Below are 17,281 nucleotides of genomic sequence, written 5' to 3' on the forward strand. Positions count from 1 at the left end.
TCATCAATTAGTTATACGGGATTACTTTACCAATAGAACATCCCGGTTATAATTCTTTCTCCGTATGGCTGGCCTTTCAGTTTTGCGGTCAGTTCAGCAATTAGTTCCGCCTGCGTATATTGCTTTCCTTTCTTCTTCGGTTGCCCGATCTGCTCAATAGTTGGAGCCATGATCTCTACTTTTTTGGCAAAATAAACGATGCTACCATCTTCTGTTGCCAGTCCAAGCACTGCTCCCGGCAATCCCTGGATATTTTCAGGTCCTACAGTTGCAATAATATCCGTTGTATACCAAGCGTAAATACGCGTTGTATCGTCTTTCTGCCAGATCACACGTGTACAGTCATAACCGGCAATTTTACGCGTCTTATCCGTGATCTTCCAGGTATGTTTCACCAAACTGTCGCCAACGGTCATCGAGTTACCCATCATGTCCATATACACAAAACGCTGGTGTTTACTGAAAACATTATAAACCGTATTCTTCATTGTCAGAAAGCTTTGAGGATCCGGCTGTTCCGGTGCGACATAAGAAAACAACGAAGAGGTATCATTAAAATAAAGCGTGAATTCCTCTACTTTAATTTTATTCTTTTCTCCGACAAAATCACGCATTCGCTGATCATCAAAGATCTTCCACAAGTTTGTTCTTCTCTCGTAAGTAATCTTTCCTTCACGAACAAGCTGCCCCTGAGCAAATGCTGATCCCCCAAGGAATAACAATCCTAAAAGGATTCCTATTTTAATACCAACCGTCCCCATCTTTTTCTGTTGTTTTAAAGTTATTGAATCTAAGTGTCAGTTTCGCCATGAAGTAACGGCGAATGATGTTTGTTTTCTGATCGACGATCACGTTATTGTTTACAGTTCTGTAGTTACTGATATTCTGGTTCAGGATATCGTATGCTTCAATTCCGAACAACAGGTTCCCCGTTTTCAGGAACGAACGTTGAATGGACATATTCCAGATCAGGTAATTTACATTATAACCGCTTGTTCTTCCCGTATTGATATTGTAAGTAGCATCCGTTTTAAAGAACCAGCGGTATGGAAGTGTCCAGTCAACAACTGCTTTGAAGTTATAAGTTGTATACGGCTGGTTCGACATCGTTGACAAGGAGTTGTAAGGAATATTGTAATTAAATCCACCACCAAGTTCTGTTCTCAGAGAATCCCCGTTGTAGTTCAAGGACAAATCTGTTCCGATTCCTGTATTTCTGGTATCGTTATCAACCGAATTGATCTGGTTTTTGGAAGAAGTGAAATTACCGTTTGCATTCACCTGTAAGTTCAAATCTTTTACTCCTTTCATCGGAATTCCTGCACCTGCCCAGTAGTACAGGAAGTCTGAGCTTTTCACGTTGATTGCCTGTGAAATCGAACCTCCGTTCGGAGCGAACATGGTGTTTGTACTGAAGTTATCCTTGATGTGGGAGTAACTGAACCCTGAATACATGTAGAAACCGCTCAATCCTTTCCAGGTATTGAAATTACCATTGATACTATGCGTATAATTCGGTTTCAACGCCGAGTTACCGATTTGGATAAAGTTCGGGTTCGTGTTATTCAATACCGGTTGCAACTGATCAATGGAAGGCAAACTGGAGTTCGTATTGTACTGGATCATCAAACGCGTAGTTTGACTGAACTTATAACGGAATACCACACGAGGCAAAATATTGCTCAAATCCTGTTTGATTACTGAATCGGTAAACATATTCCTGTTATCGATCGCGATATTTCGAACTCTGGATCCTACAGATACTCTCAACTTCGCATTTTCATAGATCAGGAAAGCCCCCAAACGGTGTTGTTGCCTGTCTGTTTTGAAGTTATTTGAGAACAAGGTATCTACATCCACATATTCTCCGTTAACCGGGTTCAAAGTCGTTTTGCGTTGTCCGTTGTTATTCTGATAGAATTCATAGTCAAACTCCAGCTTAAAACGTTTTCCGAGCGGCTCAAAATAATCAGCATAAGCCGTATGTGCCATGGAATTACTTCTGATCTCTTTTCTCTGGTCGAATCTCAATCCGCCGTTCGAAGTATTTGTCAGTGCATTTGTATCGGAAGAAAGCAAACTACCATCTGATTTATTATCCGTACCAACAAAGTTGTATCGTGCGATCAACTTTCTGTTTTTCTTTTTAAAGTCTTTAAACAATCTGAAAGTTGTATTCAAATTGGAACCTGCTGCTTTGCTCCCGTTTTCAATCGTTGTAAAGCGGGTCAAAATACTATCCTCGGATAAGAAATCCGTTTTGGATAATGTATTCTGATTCGTCAGGTTATACTGGAATTTCGGTTCCAACTCAAAACGGGTCAATGAGTCAATTTTCTGAGAATACTTCACCCCGATCTGGTGTTGCATATACTCTTCCTTCGTATAACTGTTCAGATCCGTTGTATAGGAAGTATCCGTCAATAAATACTGCGAACGGCTGTTTGTCTGTGACTTCACCCCATATTGCGCGAAGGAATAATTCAAACGGACTTTCGCGCCCTTTTTGAACTTTTGGTCCAGGTAAAAACCTCCTTTAAATGTATTCGGAATACCCTCGTTTTCATTTTGTCCGTCCTGGCTGTAAGATTGGATATCATCGTTTTCTGACATCCAGTCAAACCCGTCCGACAAACCAAACTTGAACATGTCTCTACCACTCAGATTCGTTTTCGGAGTATTCGATCCCAAGGCATAAACCGCCAGTTTCTGATTCTTATTGTAGGAATTCAAGAGCATCTCACCTTCATAGAATCCACGATTGGGATTGGTAAATTTATCGAGACCACCGGCGAGATTGACCTTCCCGAAATAGCCCTTCTTGGCTTCGTCCTTGAGTTTCAGATCGAGTACCTGGACTTTTTCATCACTTCCGTCTTCAGCATCTTTTTCATAGACCTCAACTGTTTCGACTCCTTTTGCTGCAAGGTTTTTGGTAGCAATCGTCGGATCATTTCCAAAGAATTCATCCCCATCTACGAGTACCTGGCCAATTTCCTTTCCCTGGTTTTTAATCTTGCCGTTCTCATCAATGGTCATCCCGGGTAATTTCCGGATCAGATCTTCGACTACGGCATTTTCTTTCACCTTGAAGGAATCGGCTACATATACGAGGGTATCGCCCCGGTAATAAATAGGATTCCTGTTGGCATAAATCAACACTTCATCCAAAGCCGTGCTTTTATCCGGCATTGCAAGCGTATCCATTTTGAAAGTGTTGTTGTCTTTCGATCCGAAAAAGAAGGCTCTGAAAAGTCCGTAATCCGGGTGAATAACAGTAAACTCCACCGTATCAACAGGAAGCGTGAACTCCATATGACCATATTTGTCTGATCGTTTAAAATCCAGTAGAACAGAGTCTCTGACACGCTTCACAATACCAACTGCATTTCTTACAATCGTTTGTGAATTCGTGTCGACTACATTTGCTTTAATCGTCATGTTTTGGGAATACCCCAAATACGAGATAAAGAAGAAGAATAGAAGTACAATTTTTTTCAATGTGCGTAAGTGTTTGATCGTACAAAATTAGACGGAATTTTGAGGGTTTAATAAAAAATATGCGAAACGTTACAAGGTCTGTATGAATGGCTAAGGAAATTGTTTAACGGAATCGTCCAAAAAAACAGGAACCCGTCGCAACGGATCCCTGCTCTTCACTGCACATCGTTAAGCAACCACTATTTACTCACCTAAAACTTAACGACTTGCCTCACTTCCACTTCTGTAATCCGTTGGGAACGCCCTTCCCGATCCACGTATGTTCGATTCACCAATCTTCCCGATACAGCCAGTTTACTTCCTTTTTTACAATAATTCGTCAAAAAATTAGCCGTATTTCCCCAGGCAAACATCCGGTACAAATCCTTTGAATCCGATTCCATTTTTTTCAACTGTCCATCCACTGCAAATTGAAAACGGGCAACCATCGAACCATTCTCAAAAGTGGTGATGGTGGCGTCTGATCCCAGACGCCCCACCAACGTAACTTGATTTCGCAACATTTTATAAAATAACTAAGTCATTAACTTCGATCTCCGAGAACATTTTCCGTTCTCCGGATTCCGTCTTATAAAAGCGGCTAACCAACCTACCTTCCACCGCCACATTTATTCCTTTGGTACACAGTTCCTCCAGGATATTCACCCATCTACCGAAGGCCGTCAGTCTGTGCCAATCCTGTTTTACCTGGAGATTTCCATCCTTGTCCAAATAGTGCTCTTTTGTTGAAAGCGAGAAATTCACGACTCTTCTTCCTCCGGGCAGCATAATCACTTTTGGATCCGAACTGATCTTCCCGATGATGTTTACATGATTCATGTGCAGAACCTGGTCCTGTTTCATAGTAGTGTTCATAGTATTCCGGATTAATTGTTTTCTTGTCTTTTGTTGCTCAGTAACACAAATTCATTCAGTTCGATTTCAGTAGAGAACCGTTTTTCTCCTTCTTTGGTTTCGTAAGACCGGTTCACAATTCTTCCTTCGATCACAACCTCCGAACCCTTATCCAGGACTTTTTCAATGCGATCACACAATTTTCCCCATGCAATCACCGTATGCCATTGGGTATTCTCTTCCCACTCACCTTTTTTATTTTTGAAACGTTCGTTTGTTGCCACAGATAAGCGTACTTTCTTTGCTCCCGAGTCAAAAGTCTGCGCTACAGGCTTTGCTCCTAATCGTCCGATTAAATTCACTTTGTTTTTCAGCGTGTTCATACTTGTTTGTTTTTAACGTTTGTAAATAGTTGATTCGATTTTTCAACCGATTTGATGCTGCAAAGTTGAGGGAGTGGAAAAATCAAATTCGGTTAATAACTGATTACTGTCGATTGTTTTTCGTTTGAAAATGATTAAAATCGTTTTTATTATTGATTACCAGTGACTTGAACTTTTTAATGAATTCAAAAAATTCTTTCGAAAAAATGAATTTATCAGCTGTCAGTTACCTGGTAAGTCACTCGGGGATTTTGAGTATATTCGATCCGTTATTTTTCACTCCCGCATGAAACAGGCAATTGGCATATCTATTTTTATAGTGATTATTTCCACTCTGTATTCCTGCGGTGAAAAAGACATTAAATCTCTTCGGATGAAAACCCAAACAACTGAGCAAATTCCTTTTACAAACGGATATTCCGATGTAAACGGGCTGAAAATGTACTACGAAATTTATGGCACAGGGAAACCTCTTGTTCTTATTCACGGCGGCGGGTCAACTATTCAGACAAGTTTTGAAAAAGTGATTCCACTGTTTGCAAAAAACCGGAAAGTGATTGCTGTAGAACTTCAGGCTCACGGGAGAACAAACGATAGAAACCAGGATTTGTCATTCGAGCAGGATGCAGACGATGTATTTCAGTTCCTTAAAAACCTTGAAATTGAAAAAGCCGATTTCTTCGGATTCAGTAATGGCGGAACAACTGCCCTGCAAATCGCGATCCGTCATCCTGAAATCGTGAACAAACTTGTTTTGGGATCTGCGCTTGCCAAACGAAACGGTGTTCCGGATTGGTTTTGGGGTTTTATGGAACAGGCAAGCCTGGAAAATATGCCCGAACAACTGAAAGCTGCATACAGGAAAGTGGCTTCAGATCCTGAAAGATTGCAGGTAATGCATGACAGAGATGCCAAACGAATGGTTCATTTTAAAGACATTCCGGACGAGAAGATCACTGCTATTAAAGCCCCGACCTTCATTATTGTTGGCGACAAAGATGTGATCCTTCCGGAACACGCGCTTCAAATGCACCGGCAAATTTCTAATTCCCAATTAGCAATCATTCCCGGCGGACACGGAGAATACATCGGAGAAACCACCACTTTGGATGCAGATTTCAACGAAAACACGTTGATTGTCCCCCTGATTGAAAAATTCCTTGATAAAAAAGCCAACTAATCGTTTCATTAACTAAATTCATCTTTACAATCTCAATATTATGACGCAACAAAAAGGGTTTAAGATTATTGGCATCTCCACAAAAACATCCAATCAAAACGGAGAGGCATCTTCAGATATCGGGGCACTTTGGGGACAATTCATTTCAGAGAATCTCCTCGAAAAAATTCCCAATCAACTGAACTCCGAAATTGTTTGCGTCTACACCGATTACGAAAGTAATTACACCGGGAAATACAATTGTATCATCGGAATGAAAGTATCTTCTCTGGATGATATTCCGGAAGGGATGACGGGCCGTGAGTTCCCGGGTGGAAATTTCCACTCTTTTCTGGCAAAAGGCAGTTTGCCCGAAGCAATTGTTGAAACGTGGCAGGATATCTGGGACCAGGACGAGACATTGAACCGTAGCTATACTTATGATTACGAAGTTTATGACTATCGTTCCCGGCTCGGAGAAGAATCGGAAGTAGACATTTATATCGCCAAAAAGTAACCGACGCATGACAATTTGCATCTCAGGAGCCAGTGGCCTGGTCGGAAATGAAATTCTGATACAGATACTGAATAACCCGCAAACTGAAAAAGTATTGGTTCTGGCGCGGAATCCATTGGGATTTGGCCATCCGAAAATGCAGGTTGTCCTCGTTCCGTTTGATCAACTCGGCCAATTGGAAGTTGCCGAAAAAATTGACGTTGCATTCTGTGCTCTTGGAACAACGCTTAGAAAAGCAGGAAGCAAAGAACGCCAGCAGGAAATAGACCGGGATTATGTGATTGCATTCGCGCAGTTCTGCAAAAAAGCAGGAGTACAAAAACTCGGGGTCGTCTCTTCGATTGGTGCGAACGAACACTCTTCCAATTTTTACCTGCGTACCAAAGGAGAAATGGAACAAGGCGTTACCCACCAGGAAATTCCTACGACCGTATTTATCAGACCCTCGTTTTTGATTGGCCCCAGAAAAGAAAGAAGCTTAGGTGATAGGCTCATCCAGGGATTTGCATTGGCGATCAGTCCTGTGTTATTCGGAAAGGCGCGCAAGTATAAAGCAATACACGGATCAAAAGTTGCCCAAAAACTCATTGAGCACACATTGTCACAACCCGGTGGGGTTTACTACATTTAAATTCAGGCGAATAAATTCGTTTAGTAGTGTTAACTTCGTAGTATGAACCTGAAATTGAAATATCCGAAGTCTAAAACTGCATGCTGCGGTTTGCTTTGCGTTATTGTTTCACTCATCCTTTCTACAAGTTATCCGGCTTACTCACAACCACCCGGAAAACTCATCGAATCTACTCTCAACACCAATTCCCCATTCACCATCCGCGTCTATGGAACCGAAGACGGCGTTCCGCAACATCAGATCGCAGCTATGACTCCTGACAAAACGGGAAATTTACTGATTGGAACTGCAAACGGATTGGTCCAATTCAACGGGCAGACATTTACAGACATCAATCCCACGGATGAAAGCCGGAAGATCCTTTGTGTTAAATTGTTTTTGGACAAAAAAAACAATGTCCTTTACGGGATCAACAACCGGTCGCAATTGTTCCAGATTTCCCCAGTCACAAGAGAACTGTTAAGAGAAGGTAACCTGGGGGCTTCTTTTTACAAGGATTCCATCATTTATGTGAACTCAAAAAAAGAAGTGCGTATATCCAAGCTTGGTTCCAGGAGAAGCAGGCTGATTGCCAGGTTAAATTACCGGGAATGCATATCAGGCATCGGATTTGTAAACAAAACACCTTTCTTTTCCGACTCTTCGGGAACTTACATTTTGCGGAATTCCGGTTGGGTGAAGTTATCGAAAGAGATTTACTATCAAGCCAAAAGAAATCCCTACACCGGAGAGCATTATATGCTTGGCCTAAACGGAATTGCCATTTACTACAAAGGAAAACTAACTTCTCAGCCATTTAAAGACAGTCCAACCGATGCTCATTTCACGGATATTGCTTTCAGCCCGCTCAATGAGATTTTTGTATCCTCGCATAAAGGGATTTTTTACAGGAATTCGCTTCAACAGGCCTTTGAATCAAAGAACGACAATTTCCCTAGCAAAATAATCTTATCACTTTACTACAATGCCGATGAGAATTTCCTGTTTGCAGGAAGCAGTGACAAGGGACTTCTGCAACTTAAAATGAAGGAATGCATGTCGATCTATGACGAATCGACTTTAATCGAATCCTCGCTTAGTTCCATTATCCGTACTCCGGACAATCAACTGCTCGTTTCAGGGACTCATGGAAGCATTTTCAAATTCAACATGCATTCCATTGCAGGTTACTACAGCAAAAAAACGGATTTCTCATGTCTTGCAACGATCAACGGTGAAGTTTGGGCCGGAACCTGGGGATCCGGAATCCAGGTTCTGAAAAACAATAAACCGGTAAGGACCATTACAAAAAACCTTCTGAATGACCCGGTACATGCCATTTTCCAGGACCGGAAGAAGCGTATCTGGATAGGAAAAGAAAACGGTATTTGCCTCGGAGTAAACCCAAACAATCTAAAACCGGCCTTCGAATCGCTGAAAATCGGATTGGTCATTTGTTTTTACCAACTCAGGAACGGAGATATCCTGGTTGGTGGTGAAGATGGGTTCTTCATTTTTTCGGAGGACTTAGAACTGAAAAAACAATTCGGCATCCGGAACGGTTTGAGCGGAAAGGAAGTGCGGGCCTTTTATGAAAAGAAAGACGGTACTTTCTATATCGGAACTTATGGCGGCGGGTTGTATTACTGGGATTTTAAAACATTACGTCCTTTAAGCAGGATGCGGAACTGCCTGCTCGATGATGATATTTTCACCCTGGCACCGGATAAAAACGGGAATTTATACATCTCTTCCAATCATGGTTTGTACGTAATCAGTGAACAAAAGATCGATGATTTCCTCGCCCATAAGATCAATTTCCTGGTACCATTCAGATTGGGACAGGATGACGGCATTCTGAACACAGAATTTAACGGCGGGTTCCAAAACAATTACTATTCGGGCGATAACAAACATTTCTACTTTCCGACCATCCAGGGAGTTTTGATCAGTTTCTTCGATGTTCCGAAATACCGCAAGCTGCGGCCATTTTTAAGGGAAGTTTATGTAAACGACAAGGAACAGGACCTGTCTGATCACGTTTTCCCCCGGAATACACACACCATTAACCTGCAATACTATTGCCCGAATTTTACACAGTTCTACAACCTTCATTACCAATACAAATTAGTCGGACCGGATATCAAAGACGAATGGAGTTCTCCGACCAGGAAGGGTGAAATCAGCTTCAAAATGCTTCCTCCGGGAGAATACAAAGTATACATGCGCGGAATAGATGGATTCAATGATCAAAATCCGTATGAGATTGTCTACGATTTCAAAATTGAGAAACATATCTATGAAACGCTTTGGTTCCGGCTACTGGCTTTCGGATTGGTTTTCCTGCTCATTTTCCTGTTGACCTATAAACGTATTCAGATCTCAAAAGACCAGGAATTGAAAGACAGCGAGCATAAAAACACGATGTTTGAGTTAAAGCTGAAAGCCATCCAGGCCAAAATGAACCCTCATTTTATTTTCAACTGTCTGAACAATATTCAATATCTCATCGTGATGGGCAAACAGGAAGAAGCGGAATATGCTTTGAGCGATTTCTCCAGCCTCCTGCGAAAATTCCTGCAGCAAAGTGATAATTCATTCATCACACTTCGCGATGAAGTGGAACTGTTGAAATCATACATCGCAGTGGAACGGTTCCGTTTTGAAGAAAGCCTGGACGTAGAAGTAAAAATTCCGGAAAACCTGCTTCATTTAAAAATCCCGACACTATTGATCCAACCAACGGTAGAAAATGCCATTGTACACGGATTGGCCCACAAAAAAGGAGACAAAAAACTCCTGATCGAAGGATACCAGGAAAACGATTCTATTATCCTGAAGATCGAAGACAACGGAATCGGGAGACAGGAAGCCAAACGCATCAATACCTATCGCGCAAACCACATTTCACACGGCTGGAATATGGTACTCGATAAGATTAATTTATTAAAGGCAAAGTATCAATATTCCGTTATCTTTGAGATCATTGACAAACCGGAAAACAGCGGGACGACGGTTATTTTCAAAATTCCGCTGATGAATGAAGAAATGCTGGAAATTTAATTTTTAACACTGTGAAAGCACTCATTTTAGACGATATCCGAATAAGCCGGGAAGGTTTAGCCGCTTTATTGAATAAGATCGATCCGGGCATCGAGATTGTTGCCAGTGTTGCAACCGTTGAGGAAGCAAAACAGGTCTTCGATGAAAAGAGTATTGATGTAGCATTTCTGGACATTCAATTGCAATCCGGAACCAGCTTTGACCTGGTGGATGAAATCCCGTTCGAAACCAAAGTGGTATTCATTACTGCTTATGACGAACACGCTATTGCAGCCATTCGTAAAGGTGCTTTCGACTACCTGCTTAAACCGATCAACTCTTCGGATTTACGGAATTGTATCCAGCGCATTCAGGATGTGGATGCACAAACCGCGGAAACACAAAATACTATTTCCGATAAAAATGAAGAAAGCCTCATTCAATCGGATTTAATAGGAATAACAGGACTTGACGCGATCATTTTCCTGAAAATCGAAGACATCGTTTACCTCAAAGCAGACGGTAAATACACAATGATCCAAACCGTCAACGAGCATATTACCAGCTCGAAGAACTTAAAGGTTTTCGAAACGATGCTTCCGGAGTCGAAATTCATGCGCGTGCACCATTCTTTTTTATTGAATCTGAAGTATATCAAGAAATTCCAGAAGGAATACAACATGCTGGTTTTGGATAACGGTTCTCAGATCCCGGTTTCCAAATCACGGAAAGATTTGTTGATGCAGCGACTGATGCACGTATAAATGCTTTTCGTTATATAATGAAAATAGGATATCATGTTTTCATGTGAATAGGATATCATGATATTACGATAACACCTTTTTTCCCGGCCTTCTTAAACGACCGTAATATTGAAATTCTCGTCCAGGGAAATAGCCCCTTCTATAACCTGGTGGGATCCGGGAATCAATAAACCTTTCATTTTCCCGGTTTTTCCTTTGGAAATCAGGTCCGTCAATTGTTTGTCGGTCAGTTTTTTTCCTAGAAGCTCAAATGGTACCATAAACCCGCAAACCTTAAAGTTACTGCAGCCTACTCCCCCTTTCCCGGTCATGAGTTTATGAGCTTTACATTTCGGGCAATCCAGTTCTTCGATGCTTTGCTTTTCGGCTTTCTTGCGTTCCTTCTTCTCTTTCACAACTGCAACCGGCTGATCTGTATGCAACTGGATCCGCACAGGAGCTTGTGAAAAGATCACCTCATCGGTCAACTCGCGCACCATGATCATCAACTCGCGCTTGAACTGTTCCAGGTCATATTCTCCTTTTTCGATCAAACGCAGTTTCCGTTCCCATTGTCCGGTCAACTCCGCACTTTTGAGTAATTCGTTCTGGATTGTATCGATCAAACCGACCCCGGTGCTTGTGGCAATCAGGTTCTTGCGTTTTTTCTCAATGTATTTTCGCTTGAATAAGGTTTCGATGATATTCGCACGGGTTGCAGGACGGCCGATCCCGTTTTCCTTCATCATGTCGCGCAACTCTTCATCATCCACCATCTTACCGGCAGTTTCCATAGCCCTGAGCAAAGTTGCTTCGGTGTAAGGTTTCGGCGGACTGGTTTTTCCCTGGTGAATAAACGGCTGGTGCGGACCACTTTCGCCTTCTTCGAAATGAGGCATGGTTTGTTCCGGCTTTTCAGCCGCTTTCTTTCCGTCGGCATCCGATTCTTTGGTTTCTTCCCAAACCACGCGCCACCCAGGCTCAATGATTTGTTTCCCCGTTGCTTTGAATTCGATTTGCCCTACTTTTCCAAGAACGGTGGTGCTGGAAACTTTACACTCCGGGTAGAAAGCCGCAATGAACCGGCGCACGATCATGTCGTAGATTTGCTGCTCCGGATGGCTCAAACCGCTCGGCTGCACTCCGGTAGGAATAATCGCGTGGTGATCGGTTACTTTCTTATCGTCGAAAACGGTTTTCAATTTCGGAATGGGTTTCGCCAAAACGGATTCCGTGAACCGGGAATAATAAGTCAGCCCTTTCATGATTCCTTCGATCTTCGGATGAAGGTCTTCACTCAAATACGTGGTATCAACCCGCGGATAAGTTACCAATTTCTTCTCGTAAAGGCTCTGAACGATTTTCAGCGTTTCTTCAGCGGAATTCCCGATTTTCTTGTTGGATTCAACCTGCAAAGAGGTCAAATCGAACAAACGCGGATTTCCTTCCTTTCCTTCTTTCTGCTCGAATGAAGTGATCTCAAACGGATGTTCCTGCAAGTAAGCCAATCCTTTATCGGCTTTCTCCTGCGTTCTCAAACGGTCGATAGAAGCGGAGAATTCCGTTTCGCGATAAATGGTTTTCAATTCCCAATATTCTTCCGAACGGAATGCATCGATCTCTTTTTGACGTGTTACGATCATTGCCAGAGTTGGAGTTTGAACACGGCCGATCGACAAGGTTGCTTTCCCCTGCCCGAATTTTTTGGTAAACAAGCGCGTAGCGTTCATTCCCAACAGCCAGTCACCGATTGCGCGTGCACTTCCTGCGGCATATAAATTCTGGTATTGTTCGCCTGTTTTCAACGCCTGGAAACCTTCGCGGATCGCTTCTTCCGTCAGGGATGAAATCCACAGGCGTTTCATCGGAACCCTGCATTTTGCTTTGGACAACACCCAGCGCTGGATCAATTCTCCTTCCTGCCCGGCATCGCCGCAGTTGATTACTTCTTCGCAGGAAGAAACCAATTTTTCAATAATGGAGAATTGTTTTTTAACACCGGAATCTTCTATGAGTTTAATCCCGAATTTCTCCGGAATGATCGGAAGGTCTTCCAGTTTCCAGTATTTCCATTTCTCGTGATAATCGTGCGGTTCCTTGAGCGTACACAAATGCCCGAAAGTCCAGGTTACCCAATAACCGTTTCCTTCGTAAAAGCCATCATGACGCTGTTTTGCACCAATGACTTCTGCGATATCACGAGCTACGGAGGGCTTTTCGGCAATGCACAATTTCATAACATGCAAAGTTAGTTAATGCGGAGTGGCAGTACAAGACGGTTTTGAACAAAATGGGGAAATGTTTCAACAAAACATCATGATATCACGATATCCTATTCACATGAAAACATGATATCATGTTTTCGTTATATCACGAACAAACCTATTTTCTGCTGTACTTTCTCACCTGGAAACTCACCGCATGCTTCTCATCTGCTGCGTATTCAAAAACGGTTTCCACATTCCACTCAGCCTCATCAAATTCCGGAAAAAAAGTATCCGCTCCGTAAGTATGATTCACATGTGTGATAAACATTTCATTCAACACACCCAGATCCATTGCTTCTTTATAGATCTGTCCGCCACCGATAATAAAAACCGTTCGTTCGGTTTCATTCCGGTAATGCTCCAGGCACGCTTCCAGGGAAGAAAAAATATGCGCTCCGGGAGCTTCGTAATCCGCATTCCTTGTCAGAACGGCGTTTTCCCTGTTGGGCAAAGGACGAAAACGTTCCGGGATAGAATCGTAATTCTTGCGGCCTGTAACAATGATGTGACCAGTTGTAGTTTCTTTAAAAAACTTCATATCCGCCGGCAAATGCCACATCAAATCGTTGTTCTTTCCTATTCCGCGTGCGTTGTCCATTGCAACAACCAATGATACTTTCATGAATGTGTTCTAATTTTCAAATTTAATGACCAGCGTTTTGTCGGTTTTCACCAAGGCCCGCAACACTTTTTCAAGCGGAGCTTTTGCCCGTTCAGGTAATTTCAACCGTTCACCGGAAGCAATCATTTTATTACGTGCTTTTCGCTGCAGACCAGCCCGCTCGTAATCCTTCCAATCCCCGTTCTCCAGGTATACTTCCGTGCCTTTCGGATTGATCGAAACGGAAAGCAGTTCGGGCTGAGGAATAACAATAGTCAATGTATCGTCCTTCTCCAAAAACTGAAAATCCTTTCTTTTCAGATCAACACCATATAACAATTCTCCTCTTACGATCAATGTCAACCGTCTTTTCACACTGCTTGGATGTAATCCATGTTTGAATTGGTTCGGATCTGTCAGCTTATCAAAAGTTCCCCAGATCACTTCACTATCGGATTTGTAGTATTCCACCGAATCTACCACTGTTTCGTCCTGGAACTTCAGGGTATTCAATTCCAGGATGGAACGAATTTGCTCAACCTTCAGCGGAGTATCCTCCAAAACAATTTCATCGCTGGACGGCCTTTTGAAAAACAATTGATAAACCCAGTATCCACCAAAGGCTATCAATGCTACAATCACCAATCTAACGATCAACGTTTGTATTTCTTTTATCTTTTGGAGTTTCATGTACGATTACTTGTTCAAATCCGAGGTTCTTGTAAAAATCAATGATGAAAATCTTTGCATTTTGCTCTGCTTCATCGAGTATGTTTAGTTTCTTCAGGTCTTTGCGAATGGATTCTTCTCCTTTTTGGAGCACTTTTGATTTATCTACCTGCGAAAAATCCGAGCGAAACCCATTGACATCCGTCATTTCCGTGCGAACCAAATCCGGGTCCATTTCAAAAGATACAATCTCGGGAGGAGGAAGCTGAATAGTAATTTGATTTCCTTTCACCTCAATATCCGATTCTTTGATCGCACCCAGGTTCACGCCCGCTTTCACAACTGCCTTGCAGCTTAGAAGTATCTTGCGGTCGCCGAATGTGTACCATTCTCCTTTGTCATCCCAATGAATGACTTTTCCAAGGGTATATTCCATGGTGGAAAGTGTACCGATCGCCCGGATCTGATAGATTTCCGTTTCATGCACTTCTTTCTCATCTCCGCAGGAAGCAAGCATCAGTAGCATCAAACTTAAAAACAACCAATTCTTCATAGTCTTATTCAAAAGCAGCTAAACACATGGCCTGCATTCCTACAACCAAAGCCTTGCTGTCGATATCAAATTTCGGATGGTGCACACCATAAATGATGCCTAATTCTTCGTTACGGACTCCCAAACGGAAAAAACACACCGGAATTTCCTGTGCGTAGAATGAAAAATCTTCGGAAGTCAACCGGATAGGCAATTCTTCCACGTGCTCTTTTCCGAAGAACCATTCACTTCGTTTGGTCATTTTTTCGGTCAGAACAGGATCGTTTTCCAAATAAGGATAGCCGACAGAAATTTCCAAGTCGGCCGTTGCGCCGAATTGCTCACACACGGAATGAACATGTTTGGCAATCATGTCGAGGGCTTCTTTTCTCCAGTCTTCGTTCATGGTACGAAAAGTTCCTTTCAGAATTGCTTTTTCGGGAATCACATTCGTTGCTCCAAGCGCTTCAAAATGACCGAAAGACAAAACACACGGAACTTTCGGGTCGCATTTCCTGCTGACAATCTGCTGCAAACCGGTCAGCAATTGCGCCCCGATCATAATCGGATCGATGGTCTGATGCGGAGTTGCACCGTGACCGCCTTTTCCATTGATGGTAATGTAAATCTCATCACAGGAAGCCATGTACAAGCCAGGCCTGAACCCGACATTCCCGGTTTTCATTTCGGGAAAAACGTGCAACGCGAATAGTTCATGCACCGGAGGATTTTGCAATGCGCCGGCTGCGATCATCAATGAAGCTCCACCCGGGTTTTTCTCTTCTCCCGGCTGAAAAAACAGCTTCACCGGATGTTTCAATTGTTCTTTATTCTCCCAGATAATTTCAGCAGCACCCAGCAAAATGGCAGTATGCACATCGTGCCCGCAGGCATGCATCACACCGTCAATCGTAGATTTGTAAGCACAATTGTTTTGTTCGGTGATCGGTAAGGCATCCAGTTCGGAACGCAAACCGATGCAGGAATCCCCTTCCTGGTGTTTATCCGAGCGGATAATACCCAAAATGCCTGTTCCGGCTACTTCCTGTTGATAAGGAATACCGATTTTATCCAATTGTCCGGCAACAAATTTCATCGTATTAAACTCCGAATAAGATAATTCGGGAAATTGATGCATGTGTTCGCGATACGCCTTGACTTTATCAAATAATTCTACGGAACGCGTGCGGATAATATGATGAATTGCTGAATCCATTTACTTAAATATGACTTACTATCAAAAATACTAAACGAATTGCGAATTACGAATGTCCAATTGCGAATTATGGTTTTTTAGTATTCGATCGGACCGTTCAACTGTTTATTCTGATAGTTTTTGAACGGTTGTTCATTGACCCTTTTAACTTTCTGCCACAAGCAGGTTGCATCCGCGGATATCCGAATGATCAAAACGTCCCATCAGGCGCAATTTTCCTCCTTCTACGCGACCAAGGTCCTGTGTTTCTATAAAGGCACAGGAATAGATATTTGCCAGATCCATCACGTTCACTCCGCCGGTTTTATCGTTCCCGACCAACTCAAAAGGATCATTGACTTCCCGCAGGGAAATTTTCATCCAGGCCGGCAATTCAAATACTCCGTTTTTGTCACTGTAGGCCTGGGAAAGCAATTCACACATGCCGTATTCCGAAGCAATGTACTCACAACCGAATCCGGCAATGAGTTCCCGGTGCATTTCGTCTTTGGTCATTTCTTTCCGCTTTCCTTTCATTCCGCCGGTTTCGATAACCGTTACATCCCGAAGATCTGGTTTCATTTCTGCCAAATCCAATAAGGCATAGGAAACACCGAACAGCACCAGTTTCTTCCCGGATTTTCTTCCTTCCGAAATTGCCCGAAGCAAACTTTCGGGGCTCTCCAGATAATACCCCGACAGATTATTTCTTGTTCCGACAATCAATTTATCCACCATGTACACCAAACTCGATTCTCCCTGAGCAACATAATTCGGCAATAAGGCAAAAATGATCTGGTCTTCCAGTTTGCCCAAAAACTGTTCGTAAGTCGGAATGAATGAACGTTCGTAAATGGAAACATCCGCTACAAAATGGGTACTTCTAACCATTCCGGTTGTTCCGCTGCTTTTAAACACCTGCTGAACCGGCTTTCCATCCGCAATGATCTGATGGGTTTTGAAAAAAGCGATCGGCAAATGGGGAATTTGGGAATAGTGAGTCGGTTCAGGCCTATTGATCAGTTCCAGGAATGTTTTGTAAACAGGAACGTACTCTTTCTGGAAGCGATACACTTCCAGGGCACAGTCATTAAACTCCTGTTCCGTTTGAATGGAAAAAATGCGATCAATAAGCGCTTGCATGTGATTTCTCCTAGCTCCTTTTATTATTAAACAAACTGAATATCAAAGAATTGAACCTAAATCTGTTCACAAATTTATAAACAAG

The 17,281-nt window shown here is 42.6% G+C and carries 16 protein-coding genes; 5 read left to right on the plus strand and 11 right to left on the minus strand.

What is annotated here, in order from left to right; genetic code table 11:
- Nucleotides 1–26: 26 nt before the first annotated feature.
- The 5 genes from ABDW02_RS17945 to ssb (ABDW02_RS17965) form a co-directional block, all read right to left on the minus strand.
- Nucleotides 27–761 (minus strand): GLPGLI family protein, encoded by a 735-nt coding sequence (locus ABDW02_RS17945; protein ID WP_343637027.1) that lies wholly within the window; start codon nucleotides 759–761, stop codon nucleotides 27–29.
- Entirely contained in the window at nucleotides 742–3,441 is a 2,700-nt protein-coding gene (locus ABDW02_RS17950) for an outer membrane beta-barrel protein (RefSeq protein WP_343637029.1), read from the minus strand. Before ABDW02_RS17950 ends, ABDW02_RS17945 begins: the two co-directional genes overlap by 20 nt.
- 251 nt (nucleotides 3,442–3,692) lie before the next feature.
- Nucleotides 3,693–4,004 carry a single-stranded DNA-binding protein gene (locus tag ABDW02_RS17955; protein WP_343637031.1) on the minus strand — a complete coding sequence of 104 codons (312 nt, stop codon included), beginning with the start codon at nucleotides 4,002–4,004 and terminating at the stop codon, nucleotides 3,693–3,695.
- A 1-nt stretch (nucleotide 4,005) separates the two neighbouring features.
- A complete protein-coding gene (ssb, locus tag ABDW02_RS17960) occupies nucleotides 4,006–4,356 on the minus strand; it encodes a single-stranded DNA-binding protein (RefSeq protein ID WP_343637033.1) in 351 nt (116 codons plus the stop codon).
- 11 nt (nucleotides 4,357–4,367) lie between these two features.
- Nucleotides 4,368–4,718 carry a single-stranded DNA-binding protein gene (gene ssb, locus ABDW02_RS17965; RefSeq protein ID WP_343637035.1) on the minus strand — a complete coding sequence of 117 codons (351 nt, stop codon included), beginning with the start codon at nucleotides 4,716–4,718 and terminating at the stop codon, nucleotides 4,368–4,370.
- Nucleotides 4,719–5,091: 373 nt separating this feature from the next.
- On the opposite strand from ssb (ABDW02_RS17965), the gene ABDW02_RS17970 reads away from it, so the two are divergent.
- The 5 genes from ABDW02_RS17970 to ABDW02_RS17990 are packed head-to-tail and all read left to right on the plus strand — an operon-like array spanning nucleotide 5,092 to nucleotide 10,810.
- Nucleotides 5,092–5,898 carry an alpha/beta hydrolase gene (locus ABDW02_RS17970; RefSeq protein WP_343637037.1) on the plus strand — a complete coding sequence of 269 codons (807 nt, stop codon included), beginning with the start codon at nucleotides 5,092–5,094 and terminating at the stop codon, nucleotides 5,896–5,898.
- A gap of 40 nt (nucleotides 5,899–5,938) precedes the next feature.
- Nucleotides 5,939–6,394 carry a GyrI-like domain-containing protein gene (locus ABDW02_RS17975; RefSeq protein ID WP_343637039.1) on the plus strand — a complete coding sequence of 152 codons (456 nt, stop codon included), beginning with the start codon at nucleotides 5,939–5,941 and terminating at the stop codon, nucleotides 6,392–6,394.
- Nucleotides 6,395–6,401: 7 nt separating this feature from the next.
- Complete coding sequence (locus ABDW02_RS17980) at nucleotides 6,402–7,025, plus strand: NAD(P)H-binding protein (protein WP_343637041.1); 624 nt, start codon at nucleotides 6,402–6,404, stop codon at nucleotides 7,023–7,025.
- A gap of 42 nt (nucleotides 7,026–7,067) precedes the next feature.
- A complete protein-coding gene (locus ABDW02_RS17985) occupies nucleotides 7,068–10,067 on the plus strand; it encodes a histidine kinase (protein ID WP_343637044.1) in 3,000 nt (999 codons plus the stop codon).
- Between the two features lie 11 nt (nucleotides 10,068–10,078).
- The gene (locus tag ABDW02_RS17990) at nucleotides 10,079–10,810 is read left to right on the plus strand and encodes a LytTR family DNA-binding domain-containing protein (protein ID WP_343637046.1); all 732 of its coding nucleotides are present in this window, start codon (nucleotides 10,079–10,081) and stop codon (nucleotides 10,808–10,810) included.
- A gap of 92 nt (nucleotides 10,811–10,902) precedes the next feature.
- Here the strand turns inward: ABDW02_RS17990 and ABDW02_RS17995 are convergent, their stop codons facing one another.
- The 6 genes from ABDW02_RS17995 to ABDW02_RS18020 all read right to left on the minus strand — a co-directional run bounded on the left by ABDW02_RS17995 (nucleotide 10,903) and on the right by ABDW02_RS18020 (nucleotide 17,196).
- Complete coding sequence (locus tag ABDW02_RS17995) at nucleotides 10,903–13,026, minus strand: DNA topoisomerase 3 (RefSeq protein WP_343637048.1); 2,124 nt, start codon at nucleotides 13,024–13,026, stop codon at nucleotides 10,903–10,905.
- A 145-nt stretch (nucleotides 13,027–13,171) separates the two neighbouring features.
- Nucleotides 13,172–13,678 (minus strand): dihydrofolate reductase, encoded by a 507-nt coding sequence (locus ABDW02_RS18000; RefSeq protein WP_343637050.1) that lies wholly within the window; start codon nucleotides 13,676–13,678, stop codon nucleotides 13,172–13,174.
- 9 nt (nucleotides 13,679–13,687) lie between these two features.
- Nucleotides 13,688–14,347 carry a DUF4230 domain-containing protein gene (locus ABDW02_RS18005; RefSeq protein ID WP_343637052.1) on the minus strand — a complete coding sequence of 220 codons (660 nt, stop codon included), beginning with the start codon at nucleotides 14,345–14,347 and terminating at the stop codon, nucleotides 13,688–13,690.
- Nucleotides 14,304–14,879 (minus strand): DUF4230 domain-containing protein, encoded by a 576-nt coding sequence (locus tag ABDW02_RS18010; protein WP_343637054.1) that lies wholly within the window; start codon nucleotides 14,877–14,879, stop codon nucleotides 14,304–14,306. The genes ABDW02_RS18005 and ABDW02_RS18010 overlap by 44 nt, the downstream gene beginning before the upstream one ends.
- Nucleotides 14,880–14,883: 4 nt before the next feature.
- Nucleotides 14,884–16,074 carry a M20 family metallopeptidase gene (locus ABDW02_RS18015; RefSeq protein WP_343637056.1) on the minus strand — a complete coding sequence of 397 codons (1,191 nt, stop codon included), beginning with the start codon at nucleotides 16,072–16,074 and terminating at the stop codon, nucleotides 14,884–14,886.
- Between the two features lie 144 nt (nucleotides 16,075–16,218).
- A complete protein-coding gene (locus ABDW02_RS18020) occupies nucleotides 16,219–17,196 on the minus strand; it encodes an acyl transferase (RefSeq protein ID WP_343637058.1) in 978 nt (325 codons plus the stop codon).
- Nucleotides 17,197–17,281: the final 85 nt, after the last annotated feature.

The sequence above is a fragment of the Fluviicola sp. genome, from assembly GCF_039596395.1.
GTDB lineage: Bacteria > Bacteroidota > Bacteroidia > Flavobacteriales_D > Crocinitomicaceae > Fluviicola.

Bases quoted from the DNA above. Each gene is read 5' to 3' on its own strand.
- ABDW02_RS17945 (WP_343637027.1), bottom strand. From the start codon at position 761: ATGGGGACGGTTGGTATTAAAATAGGAATCCTTTTAGGATTGTTATTC.
- ABDW02_RS17950 (WP_343637029.1), bottom strand. From the start codon at position 3,441: ATGACGATTAAAGCAAATGTAGTCGACACGAATTCACAAACGATTGTA.
- ABDW02_RS17955 (WP_343637031.1), bottom strand. From the start codon at position 4,004: ATGTTGCGAAATCAAGTTACGTTGGTGGGGCGTCTGGGATCAGACGCC.
- ssb (WP_343637033.1), bottom strand. From the start codon at position 4,356: ATGAACACTACTATGAAACAGGACCAGGTTCTGCACATGAATCATGTA.
- ssb (WP_343637035.1), bottom strand. From the start codon at position 4,718: ATGAACACGCTGAAAAACAAAGTGAATTTAATCGGACGATTAGGAGCA.
- ABDW02_RS17970 (WP_343637037.1), top strand. From the start codon at position 5,092: ATGAAAACCCAAACAACTGAGCAAATTCCTTTTACAAACGGATATTCC.
- ABDW02_RS17975 (WP_343637039.1), top strand. From the start codon at position 5,939: ATGACGCAACAAAAAGGGTTTAAGATTATTGGCATCTCCACAAAAACA.
- ABDW02_RS17980 (WP_343637041.1), top strand. From the start codon at position 6,402: ATGACAATTTGCATCTCAGGAGCCAGTGGCCTGGTCGGAAATGAAATT.
- ABDW02_RS17985 (WP_343637044.1), top strand. From the start codon at position 7,068: ATGAACCTGAAATTGAAATATCCGAAGTCTAAAACTGCATGCTGCGGT.
- ABDW02_RS17995 (WP_343637048.1), bottom strand. From the start codon at position 13,026: ATGAAATTGTGCATTGCCGAAAAGCCCTCCGTAGCTCGTGATATCGCA.
- ABDW02_RS18000 (WP_343637050.1), bottom strand. From the start codon at position 13,678: ATGAAAGTATCATTGGTTGTTGCAATGGACAACGCACGCGGAATAGGA.
- ABDW02_RS18005 (WP_343637052.1), bottom strand. From the start codon at position 14,347: ATGAAACTCCAAAAGATAAAAGAAATACAAACGTTGATCGTTAGATTG.
- ABDW02_RS18010 (WP_343637054.1), bottom strand. From the start codon at position 14,879: ATGAAGAATTGGTTGTTTTTAAGTTTGATGCTACTGATGCTTGCTTCC.
- ABDW02_RS18015 (WP_343637056.1), bottom strand. From the start codon at position 16,074: ATGGATTCAGCAATTCATCATATTATCCGCACGCGTTCCGTAGAATTA.
- ABDW02_RS18020 (WP_343637058.1), bottom strand. From the start codon at position 17,196: ATGCAAGCGCTTATTGATCGCATTTTTTCCATTCAAACGGAACAGGAG.